Consider the following 25,737-nt stretch of genomic DNA (forward strand, 5'->3'; position numbering starts at 1 on the left):
GGGTCACTCCTCGTTGTAATAGTTAGATAAAGTCAGTACGAAAAAAATAATACTACCGGCGGGCCGGCATGTGAAAGGCTTGTGATGGAATAATCAGATTCATCATTACCCTCCTATTGTACCAAGAACTGCCGGATTTATGAAGAGGATATAAAAAGCGAGACCATTTTTTACCATATGAAGCAATATACCCGCCCAAATACTCCCTGTTATTTCGCGCAGAACACAAAGAACGATACTCAGCGCAAAGACATCTATCGCAACGTTCCACTGACCATGAATGCTGCCAAAAAGCACGCTCACAATGCCGATTGCCGCCCAAACAGGAACCGACTTTCGGAGCTTGCCATATAGGTACCCCCTAAACAGCACCTCCTCGGCGACAGGCGCTACAATAATAAGCATCGTAAACGCCAGAATATATTCATACCCATAATAAATACTTTTAAAGCCAGTGTCCTGCACTTGGTTCATGTCGATACTCGGCACGATAGCGGTTGCGATAGACACAAGAATAACCGACAAAATTAGATACACGACAAATCCCGCAGGCGCCATACCGATATCAAGCCAGGACGGCAGCCGGGTTAGCCCAATATCACTCCGCGTAGTGGAGCGTTTTTTGGCCCACCAAGGCACGCCCACGACAAGAAGCATACTCAGCAGATACACGCTCGCCCCAACGACAGTATTGAAAACCGATTCATTAACGGCAGCGAACGGCACGCCGAGGGCTTTAAGACCATAGAGTACAATTGCTAGAATTATCTGCGCAAGACCAAACCCTACCACCACCCAAATAGGTAGCAACAACGCCATCGACCAGCGAAAGGTTGGCTTGTCTTGCTTAGTTAAAGATTTTGCTAACATCGGCGATCGTTACCACTATTACGAGCCCCATCAAGATAAGGAAGCCTGTTCCCTGAATTTGTTCTTCGCGCTCTTTTGTGAGCTCTTTTTTGCGAAGACGGAATAACGCCGTTACGAACCATCGGCCACCGTCGAGCGCAGGAATTGGCAAGGCATTCATAACAGCAAGCGTTAGTGAAATTACCGCGGTAAGGAATATCAACTGCGTCAGGCCAGCCTGCTCGGCGGCCGGGAAAATCGTTCCTAGAATTCCAATTGGGCCGGCAACGCTACCCCCAGCTGTCGCTAGGTTTTCTTGCGCCTGAGTGCGGGTCTCTGCATTTGGGCTAAATTGAAGTACTACTCCTGTTACGAGGTTAACGATCAAATCGCCAAGCCCTTGCAGTGTTACCAACGTAAACTGGCCGGTAGTGACTAGTCCTACTATTGGCGCGGACCATGTCGCCTTAATCTGCTCCCTCTGGCCCGATCCAACACCTAGAAAGCCCTTTTTATCCGTATCTTCGCTCCGAATAGACACCGTCGTGCTGTGCTCTACCCCACCGCGTGAATAAATAACTTCAACGTCTTTACCTTTCATTTCAGAAGCTTTTGCCGATAGATCGGCTGCTGTCGGCACTGCTTCGCCAGCAAAACGAACGATCTGATCCCCAACCTCCAGGCCAGCCTTGTCAGCCGGAAGGCCCTCTACAATAACCGACAGCTCGACTGGGGTTTTAATGACCGTAGTATCATTTGCAATACTAAACTGGTTGTCCATAATTTTCGGTAAGCCAGTCCAGGCAAGAACCGTTAAAAGAGCCGCGGCAACCAACCAGTTAATACCCACACCTGCAAGCAAGATCTTTGTTTTTTGCCAGAATGTCGCCGAGCCATAATCACCTTTTCCACTTGCTGCATCGTGTTCGCCCTGAAGCTTTACGAACCCGCCAAGCGGCAACCAGTTAAGGCTAAAGAGAACACCGTTTTTTAGCTTTTTCGACCATGCACGGGGCGGAAACCCAATACCAAATTCCTCAACAACAACGCCATTGCGCCTTGCGACAATTGCATGCCCCAATTCGTGCACCACAACAAGCAGCACCAGAATAAACAAGCCTAACACGATACCAAATATAAGTTCCATCTACCCTCCAATACGCCTATCGCGGCGCGAATATTCTTCTAGTATAGCGGCCACATCGTCTTTTGTCATGTCCGGCCAGTTTTTTTCTAAAAATAAGAACTCACTGTACGCAGATCGCCACAACATAAAGTTACTCAGACGCTGCTCTCCACTCGTTCGTACCACCAAATCAAGTGGCGGAACCTCGGGAGCATACAGGTTCTCGGCAATCATTTCAGGCGTCACATCCTCGGCTGCTATATTCGCCTGAATAAGTTTTTTGCACGCGTCGGCAATTTCTAGTTGTCCGCCGTAGTTAAAACATATCGCAAGCGTACCGCCAGTATTACTTGCTGTGCGCTCTTCGGCAGCATCGATTGCCTTCAAAATTTTCTCGCTGACATTTATATGCGAACCAAGCACTCTCAGCTTTATATTGTTCTCGTCGAACAAATGAAGATCGGAGGTAAGAAGCTTAAGTACGAGACCCATCAGCTTACTCACCTCTTGTTCGCTGCGCTTCCAGTTTTCGGTACTAAAAATATACGCCGAAACATACTCGACACCACCATCAAACGAGGCTTTTGCGATTTCTTGAATTGCGTTATAACCCGCAAGGTGACCTTCGTACGTCGGCAAACCATGCGCCTTAGCCCATCGGCGATTGCCGTCGACGATATAGCCGATATGCCGAGGAATACGATCCGTCATTAAATCGTAAGAATATCTTTCTCTTTAGCCTTAAAAATACCGTCAATTTTTTCTTGGTATTCGGCCATAAGCTTGTCGAACTCTTTTTCGACGCGCTTCACATCGTCTTCGCTTAGTTCCTTGGCATCTTTTTTGCGTTTTGCTTCTTTAAGGCCGTCCTGACGGATGTTGCGGAGCGCGATACGGATTTCCTCTACCTTTTCACCGCTTTGTTTCACCAACTGCTTGCGACGCTCCTCGGTAAGAGGTGGTACGGGCACGCGAACGATACGCCCGTCATCACTCGGGTTGAATCCAAGAGATTGATCCGCACGAATTGCACCAGCAATTGCCTGAACATTGCTCGGATCGAACGGCGTGATTTGCAACAGCTGCGGTTCGGGTGCGGTAATATTCGCAACTTGATTAAGCGGCATTTTTTGGCCGTACACTTCAACCAAAATACCCTCAAGCATGCTTGGGTGCGAGCGTCCTGTGCGGATTTTCTTTAGCTCTTCCTCAAAATGCATGAGTGCCATAGTCATTTTGTCTTCGTAAGAATCTGTAGTAAACATACTCTTAGTTTAGCATGTTTTACAAAGGGTAAAACCTTTAAAAATAGAAGCAGCCCCGCTCCACGGACCAGATTTCTCCGGAACTTGGAACGGGGCGTCTTCGCCTGAGCACACGATTTCGGACGACGAGGAGGATCCTCACGCCCAGGTGCCGCTTTCCAGTACGCCCTGGATGATCTCGGCCGACAGGCCGCCCAGACCAGGGTATGCGGTGACGAGAAGCTGCTTGTCCGGAACGGACCACAGGTACTTCGCCACCTCACCGCACTGCTGCTGGTAGAACAGGCCGGCGTGGCCGTCCAGCGTGAACTGGGCCGGCCCCTCGATCGCTCCGAGCGTCGTCCCCTCACAGGGAGTCTCGGCCCACAACTTCAAGGGGTCGTCGTCGCCCGACGCCTCCTTCCCCTCGCTCGTGGCGAGATCGAAGAAGATGATCTGGGGGCAGCCCGCAGTGTTGACGCAGGTCACGACGTCGGAAAACGGCGCGACACCGACGCCACCCTGCGTGCCCTCCCACGTCACAGGACGCGGGAGGGTCAGCTTGTCGAACAGCGTGATCGTTTCGCTCCCTTCGAGCGACGCCGTGTTCGCCACGGGAGGCTGAAGGGTGCTGCTGGCAACCGGCGGCGTTGCGGATGGAGTGGTCGGAGCATCGTCCCCGCCCCTCAGGGCGAGACCGGCAAGCCCCAGGCTTCCAGCCGTCACGACAGCCACGACCAGCGTGATCCATCGGGTTCGGTTCATTAAGGATCAACTCATTTCAAACGAGTAGCGGCTCCGCGTGGTGCTCCACGAAGAGTATGTATATATTATCATATTTTAACAAAAAAATCAACCCGTCCTCAATCGGACGGGTTGATTTGTCGTGTGCGGGTCGTCTATTCGTTAACGCCAAGTTCAATTCGCTTAAACTGGCGAATAACGATGTTCTCACCAAGTTTTGCGATGTTTTCTTTAACGTAATCTTGAACGCTCATTTTGTCGTCAAGAATATATGGTTGAGTCATAAGCACCTGCTCGGCAAAATGCTTTTTAACCTGACCTTCAACGATTTTTTCGGCCATTTCGGCAGGCTTGCCTTCGTTCTTGATACGCTCGAGGGCTTCTGTTTTGAAACGCTCGACTTCCTCGGCTGGAATATCAGCTTCGGTAACGTATTTTGGGCTCATCGCAGCAATCTGCATGGCGATCTCGTGTGCCAATTTCTTGAAATCATCAAGACGAGCAACGAAATCAGTCTCACAGTTAACTTCTACAACAACACCGATACGGCCGCTGTGGACGTAGCTTTCAATCAAGCCTTCGCGAGCTTCGCGATCGCCTTTTTTCTCGGCACGAGTAAGACCCTTCTTGCGCATAGCTTCAAGCGCCTTGTCAAAATCACCGTCAGCTTCAACAAGAGCGTTCTTGGCGTCGGTAAGACCAACGCCGGTTAGTTCTTTTAGCTTTTTGATGTCTTCGATTGAAACAGCCACTTTATTTCTCCTCTTTTTTAACAGCAACAGCACCTTCAGCGACGGCTGCAACAAAGTAATCTAGTAGTAGTTGAACACCCTTAATTGCATCGTCGTTACCAGGAACAACATAGTCGATAGGAGTTGGGTTCGCGTTTGTATCAACCAAACCAACAACAGGAACGCCAAGAGTTTTAGCCTCTTTAACGGCGTTTGCGTCGGCAATGATATCAAGCACAATAACCGCGCCTAGTTTGCCATTAAGGTCTTTGATACCACCGTACTTGATGTTAAGTTCGTCGATTTCCTCTTGGAAACGCTGAACCTCAAGCTTGTTGTAGCGCTTTTCAAGGTCACCTGTCGCCATTCGCTTTTCAAGATCTTTGAGCTTCTTGATTTGCTGAGTAACAGTGTTAACGTTGGTAAGCATACCACCAACCCATCGTTCGGTAACGAATGGCTGGCCAGCTTTTTCAGCTGCAAGACGTACGATGTCCTTGGTTTGCTTTTTTGTTCCTACGAAAAGAACTTGCTTGCCACTTGCCGCAACTTTCGTAAGGAATGGAAGTGCTTTTTCAAGACCTTCTACTGTTTTTGTCAGATCAATAATGTGACTGTCCTGACGTTTGCTGTGAATGTATGGCGCCATTTTAGGGTGCCAACGGCTCGTTTTGTGTCCAAAGTGAACACCAGCTTCGAGCAATGCCTTAATATCGACATCTACTGCCATGGGTTTGAACTCCTTGTTCCTCATCCACATCCCTGAAGGTTCAGGAGTTTGATGTGGATTGTGTCATTAAAAATTGTTACATCGATGATTATATCACACCACCCCTATAAATGCCAAGTAAAACCCCATGCTATTGACAAGTAGGCGTTCTGCCCAGATAGTTTACTGTATATCCCAACAATCTCGAGGGAGCAAGGGATTATGCGTCCACGCATTCGCATTCTGCTGGGTATCGTCGGGCTACTGCTTGTCGCCACGGCGTCGGGAACGATCGGCTTCGGCATCGCTCTACAAAATGAAGTATGCGAGGCCCAGAAGTCCACCTGCAACGGTAATCTTCCGATCTTCGTTGTCGCCTACGTAGTAAGCGTCATCGCCTACCTGGCGGCCGGAGTCTGTGGATTCCTCTCGTTGCGGTTCTGGGGTGGTGATACACCCTAAGAGTGCGCACCGCTCGAACAGACATCGACGATCTGTTCGAGCTGCCGGCTTGAGTAGTTATCTACTCGCCGGCTTTTTCACACCATATCACCCCTTTGACTTTTCGACATAAAACAGATACAATGGTACGGATATGAAAAGCAGTATACACCCAACACAATACCGACCTGTCGTATTTAGCGACGAGGTTGCTGGGTTTGCCTTTTTGACACAGTCAACCGCGCAAACAACCGACACTATTAAATGGGAAGATGGCAACGAGTACCCACTCGTTAAAGTCCACATCTCATCAGCATCTCACCCGTTCTTTACCGGTGAAGAAAAGATCATCGACACCGAAGGTCGCGTTGATCGCTTTAAGGCTAAATTTGCCGCAGCTCAGGCACGTAAAGACGCGCTTGCTAGCAAAGCAAAAAAAGCAGCCGCTAAAAAAGCTCAAAAAACTGAGCAGTAGCAACCTACAAAAAGAGACCGCATCCTTAGGGGCGGTCTCTTTTTTGTTACAATAGATACATCAAGCCAGCAAGCAAGGAGCTATATGCCAAAAATCAGTTTGAATATCGAAGAACTTACCGCCGAGAAAGCGACATTGGCTGATTTTCTTGCATCGCCTAGCGCCTATAACGACCCAGATTACAGCGCAAAGAATAAGCGCTTTACCGAACTTGAGGCAATTATCGAAAAGGCGACGCTTCGTCGCACGCTCGAAAGCCAGCTTCAAGAAGCCAAAGATATGATGGGCGGTGGCGACGAGCTGGCAGAACTCGCCAAGGCCGAGGCAGCCGAAACAGAGGAGCGCCTTGCAAACCTGGAAGATGAGCTATTTATCATGCTTGCGCCCAAAGATCCAAACGACGAAAAAAACGTCATTATCGAAATTCGTGCCGGCGCCGGTGGCGACGAAGCCAGTCTGTTTGCAGCAGAACTCTACCGCATGTACCTTCGCTACTGCGAGGCGCACAGCCTTAAAACCGAACTTATCAGCGAAAGCGCAAACGATACGGGCGGCTACAAAGAGGTTGTTTTTAGCGTAAAGGGCGACGCGCCGTACGCCCAGCTTAAGTTTGAGTCTGGCGTTCACCGTGTTCAGCGTGTTCCCGCCACCGAATCTCAAGGCCGCATTCACACAAGTACCGTTACTGTTGCCGTTCTTCCCGAGGCCGAGGAAACTGATATCGAGATTAACGCGAGCGACCTAAAAATCGACGTTTATCGCGCCGGAGGCCATGGTGGTCAAAGTGTTAACACCACCGACTCAGCCGTACGTATTACCCACCTCCCTTCTGGGCTTGTTGTTACAAACCAAGACGAAAAATCACAGATTAAGAACAAAGATAAAGCCATGAGTGTCTTGCGCAGCCGCCTTTTACAGCAAAAAATCGACGCCGAGCAGTCAAAGCTTGCTGCCGAACGCCGCAGTCTTATTGGATCGGGTGATCGAAGCGAAAAAATCCGCACCTATAACTTTCCGCAAGACCGTATCACCGATCACCGTATCGGCTACTCTCGAAGTGGTATTCCCCAGGCTATGAACGGCAATATCGAAGATTTAATCGAGCATTTGCAAAGCTATGAGCGCGAACTTGCAGCCCAAAGCGCCAGCAATTAAGGAATGGCTTAGTGACGCCACGCGCCAGCTTGCTGCTGTCGGTATTACTTCGGCCAAACTTGATAGCGAGATTATTCTTGCGCATACGCTTCGCAAAAGCCGCACGTATCTTCATGCTCACGACGATGAGCCAATAGATAGTCGCCAACTCGAAATAGCAGATACGCGTCTCCTCCTTCGCCTCGACCGGACTCCAATCGCCTATATCATAGGCCATAAAGAATTTTACGGCCGCCTATTCCGCGTCACCCCCTCTACCCTTATTCCACGCCCTGAGTCGGAAGATATCATTACGCTCATTAAAGAGTCTCTCCCCCAGGCATCGCTTCTTCAGGAAACGAAAAAACTTGTCGATGTTGGCACCGGAAGTGGCTGCCTTGGCATTAGTGCCAAGCTTGAAATGCCAGAGCTAGAGGTAACACTTCTCGATATTAGCAAGCATGCACTTAATGTTGCCGAGCAAAATGCCAAGCAACTTCGCGCTAATGTAACTGTAGTGCATAGCGACCTACTTGCAAACTTCCCTTTTACGGCAGACTATATTATTGCCAACCTCCCCTATGTCGATCCCGAGTGGGAGCGTTCACCAGAAACAAGTTTCGAGCCAGAGCTGGCGCTTTTCACCAACAACAATGGCCTTCACCTTATTTTTAAGTTACTCCAACAAGCCACAAGTCGTCTTACGCAGACAGGACTCCTTCTTCTCGAAGCCGACCCGAGGCAACACGCGGCTATTATTAAGCAAGCAAAAACCCACGGATTCCTTCTTAAAGAGACGCGCGGGTTTATCGTGTGTTTTCAGCAAGCTTAGCTTTTGTATGCCGCAAGCGTGACGTTAATCGTCAATGTCTCGTTGCCTCGTAGTACTGTTAGCTGAATTGTGTCGCCTGGGGCAAATTCGGCCACCAAGCTCGATACGCCGCCTTTATCGCCTACTTCAATATCGCCGACTTTCGTAATAATATCTTTGTCTTTTATACCCGCAGCAGCAGCTGGACCATCGCGAGAGATCGCCGTCTTTGACCCGTTATAGACATACGCGCCTTTTTTCACAGGAAGGTCGTACTGCTTTGCAGTGTCGGCTGTGATAGGAATATAGTTGATGCCCAGGAATGCTCGCTGCACGCCCTTGCCTGCCAGTACCCCTTTTAGAATTCCCTTGGTTGCATTGATAGGAATCGAAAACCCAATTCCCTGCGCATCTTCTATAATTGCTGTGTTTATACCAATAACTTGTCCGCTTAAGTTCAGCAGTGGGCCGCCGGAATTGCCGGGGTTAATCGCCGCATCAGTTTGTAGAAGATCGGTGAGGTGTTCGATCGCATCACCAGCCTGAGCCGAGACCGGGCGTCCTGTCCCCGAAATAATACCGCTCGTGACCGTGTTTTGATACTGACCAAGTGAATTGCCGATTGCAACAACTTTTTGGCCGACCCGAACAGAGGTTGAATCACCCATTTCTGCCGCTGGTAAATCACTCACATTGGCAATTTTTAAAAATGCTACATCATTTAATGGGTCGCTGCCTAGAACTTTTACGTTTTCATACGATGTGCCGTCCGACAATACAACACCAACAGTTGTCGCGCCGCTAATCACATGCTTGTTCGTTAGGATATATCCGTCTTTACTGACGATAATCCCCGTGCCAGCACCTTCTTCGCTTTCAGCGCCATAGTAGCTACTGGTGCGCGATGTTGTGACGATAGAGACCACGCTTGGTGCAACCTTTTCTACCACACCTGCAATATTCTCCTCTTCCTGGGTTACCTTCGTATTGCCGTCGTTTGCCACGCCCTGATGTTTAGCAAGGCCATTGTTTTCAGACTGCTGCATGAGCAAAGAATATATTTTATAACCACCAAAGCCCATTGCGAGACAAAAAATAACCGCCCCAACAATAGCAACAATCAGCCAGGTTCGCTTACGCTTTGGCGCTACGGACACATGCGTCTGTATATCGCTGCTGTCTTTTACTATCTCATTCTTTTCCACGTCGTTCATCTCCTCCAGATTACAGTCGGGCGCTTAAACAAAGCTTAAATCGTGCCAACGCCAATTCTATTAAAGAAAACCAAAAGTATCATAATAACGCTCACCGAAAGGAGTATTGGCAGCATTACGTCGCTCGAACGCACCGATCCATGCTTAGTGTAGCTACCATAGACGCGTTCGGCGATAAAGCTAATAGCAAGGGCTATAAGCGCAATTTGAGCCAATTTAATCTCACCCACCCCTGGTATTTCGTAGGCGAAAGTCCAGTGGTACGCAAGCCAGCCAAGCTCGGCAAAAATAAGCCCCCAAACAAGGCTGTAAAACGAAATATGCGCCTCATCGTAGCTACCCAGCACGTGTCTTGCTGCGCTGTAGCCTATAATCCACATCAGCAAAACAACAGGCGACGCCATCCAATCGTATGCAACAGACATGAGCGCTGTAACTCCCAAGAATATCGCCGCACCAGCCTGAACCGCAACGAACACACGCTTCGAGCGAGGTTTTATGTATAGCAGCCAGCCGATATAGAGTAACGTGATAATAATCTGCGCCGCCAACGCCCCACTTGCCGCATAAAGAAGCACCACGATACTAAGGCTAACAATGATATCAACAAGATTCGCCTGGATATTGGCAAACCAATAGCGTGGACGCACAGCCAGAACTCGCCATTTGCTAAGAAGGACAAGAGCAAATGCAGCAATCGGCGATTCGATAGCCCATACGATAACTAATATTGCCACCGCAAGAGCAACATTGAGCAAAATATAGACGAGCTCGCTTAACAATGAACGACGCTTTGATGATTTCAAAAAATCCATAACTGCTTTTTATTATAGCATTAATTGCTACTGGCCGAACTATCCTTGCCGATAATTACGACAAAGTTTGTCCCCGATGCAACTGCAGGTGCTTTTGTCGTAAGCACTGTGACGCCGTACATTGACTCAAGCTTTTCTTTTGTTGCGGTCTTGCCGCTACCAATTTGATATACCGTGACATCCTTGTATTTGGTATTCGGTGCGTTTTCGACACTGCTGATCGTAAATCCTTGCGCGGTAAGTTTATCTGCTTCAGTCTGAGCAACGCCCACCGTTCCCGATCCGTTCATAACCACAACCTTCGCCTCTTCACGAACAACAGGGTTTGAGCTTAGTTTTTTCTTGATAAGAGCGCGAATAGCACCGTACTGATAAAGGCCGGCCGACGGCTGTGCGTTGCCGTTCATAACGGGGTTGTCGCCATCAATCAAGCTTATCGACTTAATGTCTTGGTCTTTAATGTCCTGTGCAAGCGAGATCAGCGTCCGTACCTCGGCAGCCTCAAATGTCGTACGGAAGTTGTTCCCCAAAGCATCGATAATTGCTGTCACTTTTGACGGATCCGCAAGCACACCAGCACTCATCGCCTTTTCGCGGATTGCCTTTACAATTTTCTGCTGATTCTTTTCTCGATCAAAATTAGACTGTTCAAAACCGTAGGTTGGCGCTTTATCACCCCTTGCCTGCGCAAGATACAACGCGTGCTCAGCATCTAGCTTGACTGGACCATTTGGATAATCAATATAGTGACCACTAGGCGGGCAACGCTTCAAAACTTCACTGTAACTCACTTTATAATCACCGACGCCACACTTCCAATCGAAGTTACTATCCATCTGACCACGCGGATCACGGCTCTCGATCGTCACAGTAATTCCATCGATTGCCTTAACAAGTTCACGCATCACCGTGTAATTAACGTTTACACCATACTGAATATCGAGACCTAAGATTCCGCCAATAAAGTCACCTGTTTTATCCAACGCTTTACGGTCAGCGTCAACATTTCCAGCGCCACCGCCAACACAACTATAGTAGACGTTAATCTTCCCGGAGTATCCAGTCAAACACGCCTGACCATATTCAACCTCAAGGTCGCGAGGAATACTTACCATGTAGGCGTTCTTATTGTTCTGATCGACACTAACAACCATAATCGAGTCGGTCAAGTAACCGGCCTCGTGCCCCGGATCGTCTTGCGAGGTGCCTACAACAAGGATATTACTGCGCCCATTGGCGTCTTGCTTGAGCGGCTTATTTTGGATAATGTCAAAAATATTACCTTGAAAAATGTTTCCCGTCGCCATCATTCCACGATAGAGAATCCAGCCACCAATCCCTAAAAGAATAACAATAACCGCAATAATTGACCATTTTATAATACGTCGCTTTTTGCTAAGGGGACCCCGTTTTTTACGTCCTTTTTTGCCTTTTTTGCCCGGCTCGTCAAGATTGGTATCAATGTTCTTTAGCGATTCACTAATATCATCGCCCACAACCCCTAAGTTAGTCTCCTGCATTTTGGCTGGCTGCAGGCGGTCGCTTGTCGCTTTCGCACGTCCAAGCTCCACTCCGTCGAGTGGCTTGCTGTGCTTCACACTCTCAAGTCCGCCTATCCTGCTTCCAGGGCGACGCGGAACAAATCCGTCAATTGCGTTCTTTTTTGTCATAAATACTCCATCTACTATATACGAAGTATCCTTATTTTTGAATGAAAATCATAACTACTTTGCTTTCACACCTGTAAATAAGCGTGTATAGTAAGGGTAATGGAAGCAAGTTTTATGCAGCGCCATCCGTTTTTAAAAGATGGTTTCAACATTGTTATTTTTATTGCCTGCGTTCTTATTGGCACGCTTCTTATCAATACATTCGTTTTTCGCAGCTTTAACGTTTTGGGGCCAAGCATGGAGCCGACAATGTACACCGGTGACCGGCTTATCGTTAATCGCCTTCCCGTGACGCTTGCGCACCTACAGAATAAGCCGTATATCCCCGAGCGCGGCCAGGTAATAGTATTTAAGAATCCACAATACAACGCCGGAACAGGCGATGAATACATCGTAAAGCGCGTCATTGCATTCCCAGGCGAGCGCGTCGTTGTTAAAAATGGCGTCATTACGGTATACAACGACCAAAATCCGCAAGGATTCAACCCAGACAATGACAACAACGGCGAACCTGGATCGCCAACCAGTGGAAACGTCGACAGAATGGTTACCGATGGCACTCTCTTTGTTGCGGGAGATCATCGTGCCGGTGATTATTCGTACGACTCACGTAGCGGACTAGGACTTATCCCCTACTACGACGTCGTTGGGCCTGTCGGACTCCGTATTTATCCGTTTACCGGCATTCGCATGTTCTAATTGCCAAGAATCTTCTGAATACGCTTAAAATCACTGTCGCTTTTAAAACGAATAACGATTTGTCCCGCGCCTTTTGCGTTTGTCTTAACGCTCACATCTGTCGCTAAACGCTTTACAAGGCGATCAGTATCTTCCTTGTATGGTACTTGCTCGATCTTGCGCTTTTCTTTGCCTTCGGGTGCAGTCGCTGCTGCTTTTTTAAGTTGTACAATAAATTGCTCGATCTTGCGTGAACTCCACTCTTCCTCAAGAATTCGCGGAAGTATTTCGTTGACAATTTTTGGATCAACACTTACAAGTGGCCTTGCCTGACCTTCGCGCAGTTTGCCATCGATAAGCGCTTGGCGCACAGATTCTGGCAATCGTAATAGTCGAAGTGTGTTGCTTACCGCACTCACGGATTTTCCACCAACTCGCTGGCCAATTTCATCTAGTGTTAGATTAAACTGATCACGAAGTTTTAGATACGCCGTTGCCGTCTCGAGTACATTCAAGTCGCGTCGCTGCAGGTTTTCAATAAGAGAAAGCTCCAGCTTGTGCTGGTTCGAAAGAGTCCGCACTAATGCGGGTATCTTGTCGAGGTTCGCCATTTTAGCAGCACGATACCTACGTTCACCAGCGACAATCTGATAACCACCATCCTTTGGCGTTACGACAATAGGCTGCAAAATACCATGTTCGGTAATCGAAGCAGCTAGTTCATCGAGGGCGATAGGATCGAAGGCGTGTCGTGGCTGATCGGGGTCTGCAACAATTTCGGAAATCTTAATATAGCGAAGTTCACTCACTTTATCATCTTGCTCGGCAGTCGGATCAAACGACTCATCAAGCAATTCTGTAGGAATAAGTGACGTAAAACTTCGTCCAAGACCTTTTTTAACCGACACGCTGCAATACCTCCTTGGTGACTGCTTTATATGCCCGTGCACCCTTAGAAAACTTATCATATGCCCCTACGGGAACCCCGTGGCTCGGCGCTTCTGCTAGCCGAATGTTACGAGGAATGGTCGTTTTAAATACTTTACCAGGAAAATGCTTTTTAATTTCCTCGTGAACTTGCCCGCTAAGCGTTGTGCGACCGTCTACCATCGTCGGAAGCACACCCAAAAGATCAAGTGTTGGGTTCATGCTCTTGCGAACAAGTTTCATTGTTTCAAGTAGCTGACCAAGACCCTCTAGTGCATAAAACTCGGCCTGTACCGGTAATAAAATATACCTGGCCGCAATAAGTCCGTTCACCGTTAGTAGGCTCAGGCTCGGTGGGCTGTCGATAATAATAAAATCATATCCCTGAATAGTGCCCAGTGCGTTTTTTAGCCGCGTAAACCGACGGTTAGCCTGAGCCAATTCCACCTCTGTATTAGCAAGATGCGGGGTTGCAGGGGCCAAAAACAAGTTTTTGTGATCGGTCGGCAGAATAACGTCGATAAGCTCTTTTGTCTCCATAATGACATCCGTCATCGTAAACTCAAGCGCCTGCTTATCGACGCCAAGACCACTCGTGGCATTTCCCTGCGGATCAAAATCAACCAGAAGGGTTTTTTTACCCATCTTCGCAAGATAATACGCGATATTTACCGCGCTGGTGGTTTTACCAACACCACCCTTTTGATTTGTTACTGCAATGACTGTCGCCACGTGTTGATTTCCCTCTTCTTTCGCTCTATTGTAGCACGAGCGATGGCAATTTAACCATAACCACAAGGATTATTCGGCCAGAATACCGTCACTCTGGTGCTGCCATAAACGATAGTATCGCCCCTTTTGAGCAAGCAGGCCAGCATGCGTCCCCTGTTCAATAATCCGCCCCGCATCCATCACGATAATCCTGTCCATATGCCGCAGAGTCGATAAGCGGTGAGCAATGGCAATGACCGTTTTATTGCGCCATAGGTCCTCAAGTGATTGCTGCACTAACACTTCGCTCTCGCTATCAAGTGCGCTTGTCGCCTCGTCGAGCATCAAAATCGGCTTATTACTAAGGAAAGCCCGGGCAATCGCGATTCGCTGACGCTGCCCCATAGAGAGCTTTATGCCACGCTCACCAACAAGAGCATCGTATTTCATATCAATATTTAATATGAACTCATGGGCACGGGCCCGACGAGCCGCCCGCTCAATATCAGCTTGAGTCGTCTCGCCTGTCGCCCCGTAGGCAATGTTCTCACTCACTGTCCTATGGAATAGTGCCGTATCTTGCGGTACATAAGAAATCAAGTCAACCAAACGACGACTGTCGAGCACCTTGCCATCAAGAGCAACTGTCCCCTCTGGCAACTCGTAGTAGCCAAGCAACAGCTTAATAAGGGTTGTCTTGCCGCTTCCGCTCGCACCAACAATACCCACTTTCTCGTTCTTGGCGATATTAAGAGAGATAGCCTGGAGAACTGGACTTTCCGGTCGGTCAGGATAGGCAAATTCGAGGTCACGCAAATGAAGCGACTTCTTGAACATTAGTCTAGACTTAGCTACACGATTATCACGTATGTTCAAGGTTGCGTCATTCACAACGTCATGATCATCGAACAGATATCGATACGATTCCTCCATGCGAGCAAGCTTCATATTAAACTGTGATACGTTCCATATCACCACCCAAATATAGCCAGAGAAGATCACCAGTGCCGACAAAAAGGTTGTAATCTGCGTTAGGTCTAGCTGTCCGTTTAAAAAGAGAGTTACGTTCATAACGATTGTTGCCGGCCATACAACGCAACGAACTACAAGGCTCATAGAACTCCAGAACATAATCGCCCAAAAGAAGCGGTGTTTTGCTTTCGCTACGACACCCGCACGTCGTTTAAGAACCTCGGCGATCTCGGTTTGTTCGCGCCCAAATGCCTTAACACTCACAAAATTACTAATAACGTCAATCACATACCCATCAAGGCTCGACACAGAATCGGTCAGATCCTGCTCACCTTTGGCGACATAGCGCGCTAGGTGGCGTCCTGCTACGAACATCAGAATAATTGAGCCGGTAAAAATAAGACCTGTATACAGGTTCACGCTAAACATAATCGCCCCAATTATTGGCAGCCTAACCAATAGGTCAGCGTACTGATAACAAGTGGTGTCTAGAAATCCACGAAATTCACGCCCTAGCCCAGTAACATAGCTACTAATCTTGCCAGTAAACTTACCCACAAAATAAGGGTATGGCTTTGTCATAATCGCTCGGAACAGAACATTTTCAAATTCATATTCCCGATGATTAAGAAGGGCGCGATAAAGAAATTCAGCAGAGTGCCACGCAATCATATGGCTAACACTCAGGGTAATCAAAATCCCAACGAGCCAATAGACTAGCCCATGATCGACCGATTCAGCTGCCAGCGCACCGGTTAGCTGACCAATGAATATTGGCAAAACCGCTAATAAAACATTAGCTACAACAAACGTACAAAAAACCAATATAAACTGATATTTGAACGTTTTGATGTAGCTAATGTACGCACGCAAAGAGCGATAGCGTTTTTTATCTGATTTTTTCATACTTTCCTTCTTTTTTATCCGTACCTCACCTGAGATACGAAATCAAAGGAGAGATGATTATTTGATCGAAGTAATTCGAACTTTGCTGTATTTTTGGCGGTGTCCGTTTTCTTTGTGAACGCGCTTCTTTGATTTGTAGCGGATCACGCGAACTTTTTCGCCTTTTACGAGGTCTTCTTCAACCTCAGCGGTAACAACCACACCTTTTACCGTTGGTGTGCCGATAGTGGTTTTATCACCATCAATTACCAACAGTGCATCAAGCGTGAGCTCTTTAGTGCCTTCCTGGAGGAGGTCCACCAGTAGGGTCTCTTTTTCGGCAACAACGAATTGTTTGCCACCGATCTTAACGACTGCTTTTTTCATTATGATTCCTTGTTATTTGTTATCAATCTCATTGATTGTACCAGATACAGGACAGATTAGCAATATCGCCTAGGCTGCGCGGCCAAACACAACATTGTTCGCGTGCAGCCAGCCCTCAAGATTTCCGCCATCCAGGTAGGCACCCTCGGCAGGAACAACCTTAATTTTGCCGCCACCAAGAACATATTGGTTAATCGGCTCGGTAATATAGTACTCGCCCGAAAGCATAAGATCAGCGTAGCTTTCAATACCCTTTAGCAAATCGTAGTTCAATACATATTTGCTCACATTAATAAGCGTGCTCGGTGCCTGATCTGGCGTTGGCTTTTCAACGATCCGAACAAATTCATTGTGCTCGTTCATATCAAGCACACCATATCGCCCTACGCTCTCACGCGGTATCTCAACCCCAAGCATGCCACAGGCGCCTTCGGGGGTTGCCGCAAGTAACCTTGCAACTTCGCTACTGCCATCACGATTATAGATAAAGTCGTCACCCATTAGCACGACCACCGACTCACCTTTAGCGACAAGTGGCGCAACAAGACCAACCGGAATTGCTGTTCCATACTTTCCGTTCGTCGGCTGCGTCACATAGTGAAATGTTACGTTTTTCGGCGGGGCAATCATAGGCAACATGTTTTCTTTATCGTTAGCAATAAGATACGTTGTTAGCTCGGGATTGTCGCCGTAATAGGCGTGCAGCTGCGTACTCTCTTCGCTCACCACAAAATAGATATCTGTGATGCCTGCTGCGATACAGTCCTGTACAACATAGTCTACCAACGGACGATTTCCAATAGGCAGCATACACTTTTCAATAGCTTTTGTAATAGGTAGTCGGCGTGTCCCCCAGCCGGCAACGGGAATAATAGCTTTCGTAATAGTCATAGTCTTAAGTGTACTAGATTTGACCGCCGCTGTACAAAACAACGACAATAATACAAATTCCTATCATGCCACTTACTTTTATAAGTCCGTGGTGACGATACCAAGAGTTACGAAGGGATTTTGGCAACTTATTACGGTACATGTGGGCCGCGAGCGCCACGAATACCGCAACCAGCAGCAATACGAGCGAGCCAATCATCACTGGCGTCATAGCCTGCACAGCCATGCCAACGCGTGTTATTATTCCAACCGGCTGATCGACAGGTGTTGTCGTAGCCTGCTGAACGCCAAGAAGTGTGCCAGATTGTGCAGGAGATCCATACAACGCCACGACAAGCGTTGTCGGCTTGCCGGCAAGCTTTCCTTCTGCAACCGCAAATCCAACTTCCGAATACTGCAGCCCAAGAACGTTCGCACGATGCTCTTCCGAGGACAGCCAGGCGGCCACCACCGCATTAGCCGACTGAAAGTTCTTGGCCAGATTTTCCCCAGCGTAGCTATATGTATACCCCGCCTCTTCAAACCACTGCCATGGCGTCGCGCCGTTTGGTGCTGTGTGCGCCCAATACTGCTGCTTTAGCATATCGTTTACTTTTAATTCAGCGGCACGCGTCAGTTTTGCGTTTAGCGTCAATTCACCTGCGCCATTCTTTTTTCGCTCGCTATTGGTATTTGCCAATAGCGCATCGGTAGACACGCCAGTCATATCACCCAAAACGGTGCCGGTCGTCGAAAAATTATATCCCGCCTGAAGCGCGATAACTAAAACAAGCATAGCAATCAAGCCATGCCTGCGGATCAAATGCGGACGATATTCGTTGGCGCCATGTGGCACAAACGTCAGTTTTATGTGACGGTGAAGACTTTTCTTAAGCCGTGTCAGCTTCTTTTTTGTTTGTTTTGCTTTCACCTTGTTTTCAGTATATAAAACATAAGCACAAAAAGCGAGAGACAACATTGTCGTCTCTCACATTTTTAGTTTGCAGAAAATCTATGCGTTATCGGCAGCGCGTCGCTTTGCAGCAGCGATAAGCCATGCGCTAATGGCAGCAATAACTGCAGCTAAAAGCAGCCACCAATACCAAAGCATACCAAACAACTTCCAGCCCTCCTCCGTAGGAATAGCCGCTACATTTTTAGCAGCACCATCGACGTCGGGCGTCTTTTGCGCACCAAGCACCTCTTTGTCGCCTTGGCTCACAAGCTCTGGAGTAGGAACGATGCCAAACGAGTTAGGAAGTGGGAATGGGCGATTCAAACGATCAGTTCGCTCCTGAAGTTCATCGCCGTCATCTGAGTTACCCTGAGGCTGCCCGCCCACATTGCCACCACCAGGTACGACAACCGCGTTTGCCACTACAATTTTACGCGTTTCGGTGGTTACATTACCCGCCTTGTCGGTAATAGTAATGGTAATGGTGTGTTCGCCATCTGCAAAATCATCGGAGTTAAGTTGTGCGATCACCGTTAAGCTAACAGGACCCGGATAAGTTTCTGCAGCCACGGTAGCGTCAGCGTCATCCGTCGTTTCGGCATCCATTTCATCAATTTTGATATTGTAACTACCTAACCCCTGCTCGTCGTATAGTTTTGCTTCTACGCGAATCGTCTTTTTATCAACTGCACCAAATACCTCGCCCTCTTGTGGCTGTACTAATTCTAGTGTAGGATTCTTGGTGTCGATCGCCATGTCCCATACTTCGCTCCAGGCACTTTTATTGCCGGTAGCGTCGATTGCGCGAACCTGCCAGTACCAGATACCGTCGCCCGCACCAGAAGAGTGAATCTTAGGGGATGATAACTCACCAGACTCCCAGGCACCACTTCCATCGGGTGCATCCCCTACCTTAGTTTTATCCTGCGACGAGCGGAATTCATACTTCAAATCGCCCGCTTCATTGTCGGTCGACTCATTCCACGTAAAATCAAATTCGTTCGTCTTTAGTAGCTCGTCATTTGGCGCACCGTTTACTGGAACAGATGGCGCTTCAATATCTTTTTTGTAAACAATCGTGTACGGATCGGAACAAGTTTTATTTCCAGCTAAGTCAAAGGCACATACTTTTATATAATGCGTTCCCTCTCCCTGAGTAAACTCACCGGCACGAGATGTTGTTTGCCCTACCATTGGCGCCCAAGCTTTTGCTTCCGAGTTGTAAGGATCGTTCGCAATATTATTCCAATAGAGGTACTGGTAGTTGGCCGCGCCAACATTACTCCAGTAAGTAGTTACCGAGTACGACTTCGTTGTTCCACCACTGGCAATATCGTCACCGTTGCTATCTTTTACACTAAGTACTGGCTGAGTTGGGCCAACGTTATCGATCGTCACCTTATAAAGCGAACTCCAGTCGCTCTCGGCTACACCCTTAGCGTCAACCGCCTTTACGCGCCACCAAAACACCGTTCCATGGGCAACATTTGTCGCACTTTTCGAAGTCTTGGTAGTCGTTTCGGTCCATCGTTTTTGCGTCATTGCTGCGTCGTTGTAGCTCTCGTACACGTACTTAGCAGCTCCCGCGACAGGCTCCCATGAGTTAACAAGTACCTTGCCGTTTACGGTTGCATCATTGGCAGGTGCGACAAGTGTAGGCGCAGAGAGCGGAGCGAAGTCATATGCATAGGTTGTGGTTGCTTTTCGCACCTGAACGTTATCAAGGTATCCTGCAAGCCCTTGGTCGCTCGCTGTCGTGTCGCCTACGTTAATTGCAAGGGCGCGGACATAGCTCCCGGCTGGCATTTCTTTTAGAGTAGTGGGACATTCCGCAATCCGGCTGCCGCGCTTTTGAACATGCACAGGCGTTGCATTAGCATTAAATGTTGCGGTTCGAGTTTTGGCAGCAGCCACCTTAGGTACATAGTCGAATCGACAATCATAGTATTCATTCGAATTATCAATCGTGGCATACACGTTCAGGTAAAAATTATCTGAATCAGCACCCGTACCATTGCCTGCGATTTTAAAGTCGTATTTTACCCACTTAAAATCTTTCACGGCCGTCTTTGCAAAGTACTCGGCAATGAATTTATCTTTAGGGTTCGCGCCAATTGGCTTAACATACAAGCTACCTGGCCCTGTTTTAACAGCGTCGTTCGTAAAGGCATACGGCGTCGATGTTGATGCGTCGCGGTTGAACATCCATTCAGCTGTATCGCCAGATACAGTCTCACTCACCACGGTTGCAGCCGAAACGTTCGGCGTTATAACTCCGTATAGTGGCTGCGCCACAAGCGCAAAAACTGCCATTAAAATTGTCAGTGTCCTTATAGTACGCGTCGACTTCTGTCGTAGCTGCAACCCCATATTGTTCCCCTATTCTTCGTCGCACACCACCAAGCGACATTAGTATATAAGGTAACTATACCACAAACTGAGAGTTTAATGAATGTTAGCGGTCGCGTGCTTGCAGTTCCTCGATTCGTGCATGATCAAGGCCGTAATAATGCGCTATTTCATGCCAAAGAGTGCGTTTAATTTGCTCAAACAGTTCCTCTTCATTTTGTACCACAGCAAGAATCGAATGTTTAAATAATGTAATTTTATCGGGTAATACAAATGAATAGCCGTTGCCTCTGTGTGTCAAAGGAATACCTTCGTACAATCCTAAAAGCAAATGGTTGTTGTCGAGTTTCATTTTTTCTTTTTGCTGAGAGCTAGGCTCATCTTCATAAATTATGGCAACATTTTCAAGCCCAGTAATATACTTTTGTGGCAGCTCGTCCATGGCGCGCGTAATTAATTGGTCAAAACGCTCATCGGTAAGTTCAATCATGCTTGTTCTAATATACTATACAAAATATAGTAGCGCTAGTCGTTCGAAAACTTAAACCACTCTGGGTCGTTCTCGATATCCTTTTCAACATCTTGCCAGTAGCGCGAAAGTTGTCCTTCGTCGACAAATTCTTCAAGGGTGATCGCCTCGGGCTCCATGCGCTCGGTGGTAATATCATCGCCAAGGCCATCGCCTAGCGGGTCAACCGGTTTGAATGTGATGTTGTGTGTGAATAGTGACATATTTTTTTGTTTTGTTATTTTATACATTCATTTAAGCATAAAAAGTATCTAATGTCAATACGCACTGTCCCTACCCTCGTGCAAGCGTTTCATTATGATATGCTAATGGTATGAATAAAAGTATTGTACGAATAATATTGGGGCTCGGCGTTATTGCCTTTGGTATTGCCGCCCTGCTTGGTAGTCTAAATGTTATTAACTTTAGTGATTTCTTTCACGATTGGTGGCCTCTTATCGTTGTCACTATCGGAATTCTGATCTTTATCGGAAATCCACGAAACTTCTTATGGCCGCTTTCGGTTGTGGCAGCGGGTGTTCTATTGCAGTTGCGCCAACTCGATATTGTCGACTTTAATATCTGGCAGCTGTTCTGGCCAATTGTCATTATCTGCATTGGCTTGTCGATCCTTATTAACCGCACTGCAAATCACAGTAATGCCAGTAAAAAAGATGTCGATTCTATCTCGGCAGTTTTTAGTGGCAACACAACAAAAAGCCAGGCCGATAACTACAAGGGCGGCGATCTTACCGCCGTATTCGGTGGTGTTGAGCTTGACCTTCGCGACGCAACTATTAAAGACGAGGCTACCATAAACGTATTCGCACTATGTGGCGGTATCGAAATTAAAGTACCAAAAAACTGGACTGTCCGCTCTACAGTAACGCCAATCATGGGTGGCGTAGAAAACAAAACCACTGCCGACAAATCTTCGCACAATCCGGTGCTTATTATTAGCGGTGACGTTATTATGGGTGGCGTAGAAATTAAACAATAACCCATGGTACAAAGTTAAAAATACCCGCGCACATGCGGGTATTTTTAATGTAATTTTTATCTTATGCTTTTTCTAGCGACAATGATAATTCGGCGCCTTCGACTTTTACGACACTCTTGTAGTCGTATTCTTTATTCGTGCACGCATCGGCAAGCGTCTCTGACATAATAGTCGCTTCGTGCTCGCTAATCGCCTCTTTCAGGTCGTCGTTAGGCGTTTCGAGACTAAGCACAATATGATCATCGACATTTAGTCCAGCTTGCTTACGGGCGCTTTGAACATGTCGGATCACTTCGCGCATGAGGCCCTCTCGCTTCAACGCAGGTGTTAGTTTAAAGTCGAGTGCAAACTCATTCCCCTTTTTCACCACTTTTACGTTTAGCTCTTCCGTAAGAATATCTTCGAAGCTGACAAAATCACCAAGCGTCGGAACAGTAACACTTGCTAGCGGCTGACGCACCTTCATACGCTCTTTAGCGCGAAGACTAAGACCGGTATTTACATACTCCCGAACAGTTTCCATATCGTTGATAACCAATTCGTTAATATGACCTGACTTTGGCCAATCAAGAAGGTGAACACTCTCTCCGCCTGTCAGTTTTTGATACAACTCTTCGGCGAGGAACGGCGTAAACGGTGCCATCACCTGCGAAAGCTGCGTAAGTACATAGTGGAGTGTGCGGTATGCATTGTTTTTATCAGTATCGTCGCCAGACTTCCAAAAACGGCGGCGGCTACGGCGAACATACCAGTTACTCGCATCTTCGATAAACGGCAGAATTGGCTTCATAGCGTTTGGAATATCGTAGGCATCCATGTGTTTTTCAACTTCAGCGGTAAGCTGATGAAGACGACTTACCACCCATTGATCGAGTGGATTATCGAGATCCTCGCTCGGATCGCTCAGATCACCCTTAAACTCCCAGTTATCAACCTCGGCATACATAGTAAAGAAGTCGTACATATTCCAAACCATACTCAGTTTACGCGCGACATCTCCCACTTCTTTATCTTGCAAAGCAAAGTCTTCGCCGTTAAGTAGCGGACTCGAAAGCAATAGGAAGCGAAGACTGTCGGCACTATACTCGTCCATCAAAATATTAGGATCGGTGTAGTTACCGTAGCTTTTGCTCATCTTGCGGCCGTCGTTGCCGGCAACGTTACCCGTCACAATCACGTTCTTAAACGAATTCTCGCCAAATAAAGCAACGCTCATAGAGTGCATATAATAGAACCATGCACGAACCTGGCCTATGTATTCAACGATAAAGTCACCAGGAAAATTCTCTTCGAATTTTTTCTTGTTTTCAAATGGATAGTGGAACTGTGCAAACGGCATACTACCGGCTTCGAACCAGCTATCCATTACCTTATCGATACGCGTATAGGTAACGCCGTCAATTTCAAAAGTAATGTCATCGATCCATGGGCGGTGATAATCGTCGAGTTCTTTCCCTGAAAGCTCCTTAAGCTCGGCGTAACTACCAATAACTTTCGTATGCTCCACGCCATCTTTATCAGTGCCCTTCCAGACAGGCATAGCCGTTGCCCAAAAACGGTCACGGCTAATATTCCAGTCGGGCGCCTGCTGAACGGTTTTTTCAAATCGGCCGTGTTTTACATGTGCCGGAAACCAGTTAACATTCTCGTTCTTCTCTAGCATCTTTGTACGCTGAGAATCAATATCCATAAACCAGCTTGGGTGAGCTCGGTACATTAAACGCGTACCGCAGCGATGACAGTGCGGGTAGCTGTGCTTGATATATTCAATCTTCCAGACAACGCCACGCTCAAGTAACGTTTTTGCAATGGTCTTATTAATCTCCCATACATTCGCACCTTTCCACTCGCTCTCAAAGTAGAGGCCGTTCTCGTCGATAACATGAACAACAGGAATCTTATCAACCCGTGCCATCGCAAAATCTTCTTCACCGTAGGCGGGAGCCAGGTGGACAATACCAGAACCACTCTCGTCGCTTACATAGTCGGCGTGCCAAACTTTGTGAGCATTTTCACCACGATTAACGCCAAGTAGCGGCTCGTAGCTCTTACCAACAAGTTCTTTACCTTTTAGCTCACGAATAATCTTGTACTCGAGTGGCTGGTGTTTTTCGTTGGTGAGAACTTTCTCTACTAAATCTTTAGCAAGAATAAATTTCTCGCCTTCGTGCTCCACTTCGACATAGTCAAAATCCTTGTTCACTGCAACTGCCGTGTTGGCGGGTAGCGTCCATGGGGTCGTCGTCCAGGCAAGCAAGCTTGTGTCCTCGCCCACTAACTTAAACTTCACGAACACACTTGGGTCGGTCACATCTTGGTATGCGCCCGCATCCATGGTCACCTCGGCCTTAGATAGTGGCGTGGCGTCAAGCGTACAGTACATAAGTACCTTTTCGCCCTCGTAGATCTTACCCTTTTCGTAGAGCGTTTTAAACGCCCACCAAATAGACTCCATGTAGTCTTTATCCATGGTTTTATACGCGCCCTTAAAATCAACCCAGCGGCCAATTCGATCAACAACATCCTCCCAGGCGCTACTGGTTTGCAGCATATTCGCACGCGTTGCAACGATATACTTTTCAAGACCATACTCAATCACTTCTTGGCGCGAATGAATGCCGAGCTTCTTTTCAGTGTAGCGCTCTGCCGGAAGGCCATGCGCGTCCCAACCCCATACACGCTCGATACGCTTGCCCTTCATTGTTTGATAACGAGGCACGGCATCTTTTACGATAGAACTCAGTAACGTGCCGTGGTGCGGTACGCCCGAAATAAATGGAGGACCATCATAAAAAACGTACGCGTCATCTTTAGAGCGCTGTTCGATTGATTTTTCAAATGTCTTATTCTTTTTCCACTGCTGTACTAAATCTTTTTCGTACTCGAGTGCTCGTCGTCGGGTGTTTGCTTTAAATTTCATTAGTGATTCATCTCCTTTTTTTGTTCGCTAATCCACTGCAAAAGGACGAGTGCGATGCGGCCTTCCTGCATATCACCGTCTAATATCTTCTGTGTCGCCTCTGTATACGTCAGCCAAGTGTCCGCCTCTATCACCTCACCCTCCTCTAACTTTTGGCCATCTTCCATTAATTGCCATTTCGAGGACTCGAACACAAACAAGTCCCACTCAACCGTAGCGCCCAGTGTGGATTTTTTGTATAACTCTAGGTCAATAACCTGAATACCCGCCTCTTCGTGAGCTTCTTCGATCGCTTTCTTACGTGCCGCAATCGTTAGTTCATCACCAGATTTACGAAAAACATCGTATTCCTCCAGGGAGTCAAAGACTTTGCCGCCCGGAAGTCTATAATCCCAATCATTAAGCTCCTTGCGAAACTCTTTTGTGAGCAGAATCATTTGGTTACTTTTATCAGCAATTATCAAACGGACACCGGGTGCCCGACGCGCAACTTCAAAAATACGACCGTCTGGCTGGCGTTCATGAACCAATTCGAATAATCGGCCCCTGGCAAAAATCTCTTCGTGTACCGTTTTATCTTTCATTGCTTCTCCTTAAAAACAAAAAATCCCT

At 47.5% G+C, this 25,737-nt stretch carries 27 protein-coding genes; 6 read left to right on the plus strand and 21 right to left on the minus strand.

Features of this window, described 5'->3' with window-relative positions; all coding sequences use genetic code 11:
* Window positions 1-105: 105 nt before the first annotated feature.
* From HZB75_04040 to rpsB, 7 genes are all read right to left on the minus strand, one after another.
* Entirely contained in the window at window positions 106-870 is a 765-nt protein-coding gene (locus HZB75_04040) for a CPBP family intramembrane metalloprotease (GenBank protein ID QQG50676.1), read from the minus strand.
* A complete protein-coding gene (locus HZB75_04045; GenBank protein ID QQG50677.1) occupies window positions 848-1,996 on the minus strand; it encodes a site-2 protease family protein in 1,149 nt (382 codons plus the stop codon). The genes HZB75_04040 and HZB75_04045 overlap by 23 nt, the downstream gene beginning before the upstream one ends.
* Window positions 1,997-2,686 (minus strand): di-trans,poly-cis-decaprenylcistransferase, encoded by a 690-nt coding sequence (gene uppS / locus HZB75_04050; GenBank protein QQG50678.1) that lies wholly within the window; start codon window positions 2,684-2,686, stop codon window positions 1,997-1,999.
* Window positions 2,686-3,240, minus strand: a complete 555-nt coding sequence (gene frr / locus HZB75_04055) for a ribosome recycling factor (GenBank protein QQG50679.1) — start codon at window positions 3,238-3,240, stop codon at window positions 2,686-2,688. Before frr ends, uppS begins: the two co-directional genes overlap by 1 nt.
* A gap of 138 nt (window positions 3,241-3,378) precedes the next feature.
* Entirely contained in the window at window positions 3,379-3,984 is a 606-nt protein-coding gene (locus tag HZB75_04060; GenBank protein ID QQG50680.1) for a hypothetical protein, read from the minus strand.
* A 134-nt stretch (window positions 3,985-4,118) separates the two neighbouring features.
* A complete protein-coding gene (locus HZB75_04065; GenBank protein ID QQG50681.1) occupies window positions 4,119-4,715 on the minus strand; it encodes an elongation factor Ts in 597 nt (198 codons plus the stop codon).
* Between the two features lies 1 nt (window position 4,716).
* On the minus strand, window positions 4,717-5,424 hold the full coding sequence (rpsB, locus tag HZB75_04070; GenBank protein ID QQG50682.1) for a 30S ribosomal protein S2: 708 nt from the start codon (window positions 5,422-5,424) through the stop codon (window positions 4,717-4,719).
* A gap of 201 nt (window positions 5,425-5,625) precedes the next feature.
* Here rpsB and HZB75_04075 point away from each other — a divergent pair, with 201 nt between their 5' ends.
* The 4 genes from HZB75_04075 (at window position 5,626) to prmC (ending at window position 8,285) form a co-directional block, all read left to right on the plus strand.
* A complete protein-coding gene (locus tag HZB75_04075) occupies window positions 5,626-5,865 on the plus strand; it encodes a hypothetical protein (protein ID QQG50683.1) in 240 nt (79 codons plus the stop codon).
* A gap of 133 nt (window positions 5,866-5,998) precedes the next feature.
* On the plus strand, window positions 5,999-6,319 hold the full coding sequence (locus HZB75_04080) for a type B 50S ribosomal protein L31 (protein ID QQG50684.1): 321 nt from the start codon (window positions 5,999-6,001) through the stop codon (window positions 6,317-6,319).
* A gap of 84 nt (window positions 6,320-6,403) precedes the next feature.
* A complete protein-coding gene (gene prfA / locus HZB75_04085) occupies window positions 6,404-7,474 on the plus strand; it encodes a peptide chain release factor 1 (protein QQG50685.1) in 1,071 nt (356 codons plus the stop codon).
* The gene (gene prmC, locus HZB75_04090) at window positions 7,437-8,285 is read left to right on the plus strand and encodes a peptide chain release factor N(5)-glutamine methyltransferase (GenBank protein QQG50686.1); all 849 of its coding nucleotides are present in this window, start codon (window positions 7,437-7,439) and stop codon (window positions 8,283-8,285) included. Before prfA ends, prmC begins: the two co-directional genes overlap by 38 nt.
* Here the strand turns inward: prmC and HZB75_04095 are convergent.
* Genes HZB75_04095 through HZB75_04105 form a run of 3 tightly spaced genes read right to left on the minus strand, consistent with a single transcriptional unit; the run spans window position 8,282 to window position 11,963 of the window.
* The gene (locus HZB75_04095) at window positions 8,282-9,478 is read right to left on the minus strand and encodes a trypsin-like peptidase domain-containing protein (protein ID QQG50687.1); all 1,197 of its coding nucleotides are present in this window, start codon (window positions 9,476-9,478) and stop codon (window positions 8,282-8,284) included. The two genes, prmC and HZB75_04095, sit on opposite strands and share 4 nt — an antisense overlap.
* Before the next feature lie 35 nt (window positions 9,479-9,513).
* On the minus strand, window positions 9,514-10,293 hold the full coding sequence (locus HZB75_04100) for a hypothetical protein (protein ID QQG50688.1): 780 nt from the start codon (window positions 10,291-10,293) through the stop codon (window positions 9,514-9,516).
* A gap of 20 nt (window positions 10,294-10,313) precedes the next feature.
* Window positions 10,314-11,963, minus strand: a complete 1,650-nt coding sequence (locus HZB75_04105; protein QQG50689.1) for an LCP family protein — start codon at window positions 11,961-11,963, stop codon at window positions 10,314-10,316.
* Between the two features lie 99 nt (window positions 11,964-12,062).
* Between HZB75_04105 and lepB the strand changes: the two genes are divergently transcribed.
* Window positions 12,063-12,662, plus strand: a complete 600-nt coding sequence (gene lepB / locus HZB75_04110; GenBank protein ID QQG50690.1) for a signal peptidase I — start codon at window positions 12,063-12,065, stop codon at window positions 12,660-12,662.
* Here lepB and HZB75_04115 read toward each other — a convergent pair.
* The 9 genes from HZB75_04115 to HZB75_04155 form a co-directional block, all read right to left on the minus strand.
* Entirely contained in the window at window positions 12,659-13,549 is an 891-nt protein-coding gene (locus tag HZB75_04115; protein ID QQG50691.1) for a ParB/RepB/Spo0J family partition protein, read from the minus strand. The genes lepB and HZB75_04115 overlap by 4 nt on opposite strands.
* Window positions 13,539-14,300, minus strand: coding sequence for a ParA family protein (locus HZB75_04120; protein QQG50692.1), 762 nt, complete (start codon window positions 14,298-14,300; stop codon window positions 13,539-13,541). The genes HZB75_04115 and HZB75_04120 overlap by 11 nt, the downstream gene beginning before the upstream one ends.
* A 69-nt stretch (window positions 14,301-14,369) precedes the next feature.
* Complete coding sequence (locus tag HZB75_04125) at window positions 14,370-16,157, minus strand: ABC transporter ATP-binding protein (GenBank protein ID QQG50693.1); 1,788 nt, start codon at window positions 16,155-16,157, stop codon at window positions 14,370-14,372.
* A gap of 57 nt (window positions 16,158-16,214) precedes the next feature.
* Window positions 16,215-16,526 carry a 50S ribosomal protein L21 gene (gene rplU / locus HZB75_04130; GenBank protein ID QQG51369.1) on the minus strand — a complete coding sequence of 104 codons (312 nt, stop codon included), beginning with the start codon at window positions 16,524-16,526 and terminating at the stop codon, window positions 16,215-16,217.
* A 66-nt stretch (window positions 16,527-16,592) separates the two neighbouring features.
* Window positions 16,593-17,414 carry a hypothetical protein gene (locus HZB75_04135; GenBank protein QQG50694.1) on the minus strand — a complete coding sequence of 274 codons (822 nt, stop codon included), beginning with the start codon at window positions 17,412-17,414 and terminating at the stop codon, window positions 16,593-16,595.
* Window positions 17,415-17,427: 13 nt separating this feature from the next.
* Window positions 17,428-18,324, minus strand: coding sequence for a hypothetical protein (locus HZB75_04140; GenBank protein QQG50695.1), 897 nt, complete (start codon window positions 18,322-18,324; stop codon window positions 17,428-17,430).
* 81 nt (window positions 18,325-18,405) lie between these two features.
* Window positions 18,406-20,661, minus strand: coding sequence for a DUF4625 domain-containing protein (locus HZB75_04145; protein ID QQG50696.1), 2,256 nt, complete (start codon window positions 20,659-20,661; stop codon window positions 18,406-18,408).
* A 142-nt stretch (window positions 20,662-20,803) separates the two neighbouring features.
* Window positions 20,804-21,187, minus strand: coding sequence for a metallopeptidase family protein (locus HZB75_04150; GenBank protein QQG50697.1), 384 nt, complete (start codon window positions 21,185-21,187; stop codon window positions 20,804-20,806).
* A 35-nt stretch (window positions 21,188-21,222) separates the two neighbouring features.
* On the minus strand, window positions 21,223-21,456 hold the full coding sequence (locus tag HZB75_04155; GenBank protein QQG50698.1) for a hypothetical protein: 234 nt from the start codon (window positions 21,454-21,456) through the stop codon (window positions 21,223-21,225).
* 83 nt (window positions 21,457-21,539) lie between these two features.
* On the opposite strand from HZB75_04155, the gene HZB75_04160 reads away from it, so the two are divergent.
* On the plus strand, window positions 21,540-22,205 hold the full coding sequence (locus tag HZB75_04160; GenBank protein QQG50699.1) for a hypothetical protein: 666 nt from the start codon (window positions 21,540-21,542) through the stop codon (window positions 22,203-22,205).
* Window positions 22,206-22,266: 61 nt separating this feature from the next.
* Here the strand turns inward: HZB75_04160 and HZB75_04165 are convergent, their stop codons facing one another.
* Together HZB75_04165 and HZB75_04170 are read right to left on the minus strand one after the other, a co-directional pair.
* Entirely contained in the window at window positions 22,267-25,125 is a 2,859-nt protein-coding gene (locus HZB75_04165) for an isoleucine--tRNA ligase (protein ID QQG50700.1), read from the minus strand.
* Window positions 25,125-25,709 (minus strand): NUDIX domain-containing protein, encoded by a 585-nt coding sequence (locus tag HZB75_04170; GenBank protein QQG50701.1) that lies wholly within the window; start codon window positions 25,707-25,709, stop codon window positions 25,125-25,127. The genes HZB75_04165 and HZB75_04170 overlap by 1 nt, the downstream gene beginning before the upstream one ends.
* Window positions 25,710-25,737: the final 28 nt, after the last annotated feature.

Source organism: Candidatus Saccharibacteria bacterium (assembly GCA_016432585.1).
Classification (GTDB): domain Bacteria; phylum Patescibacteriota; class Saccharimonadia; order Saccharimonadales; family Saccharimonadaceae.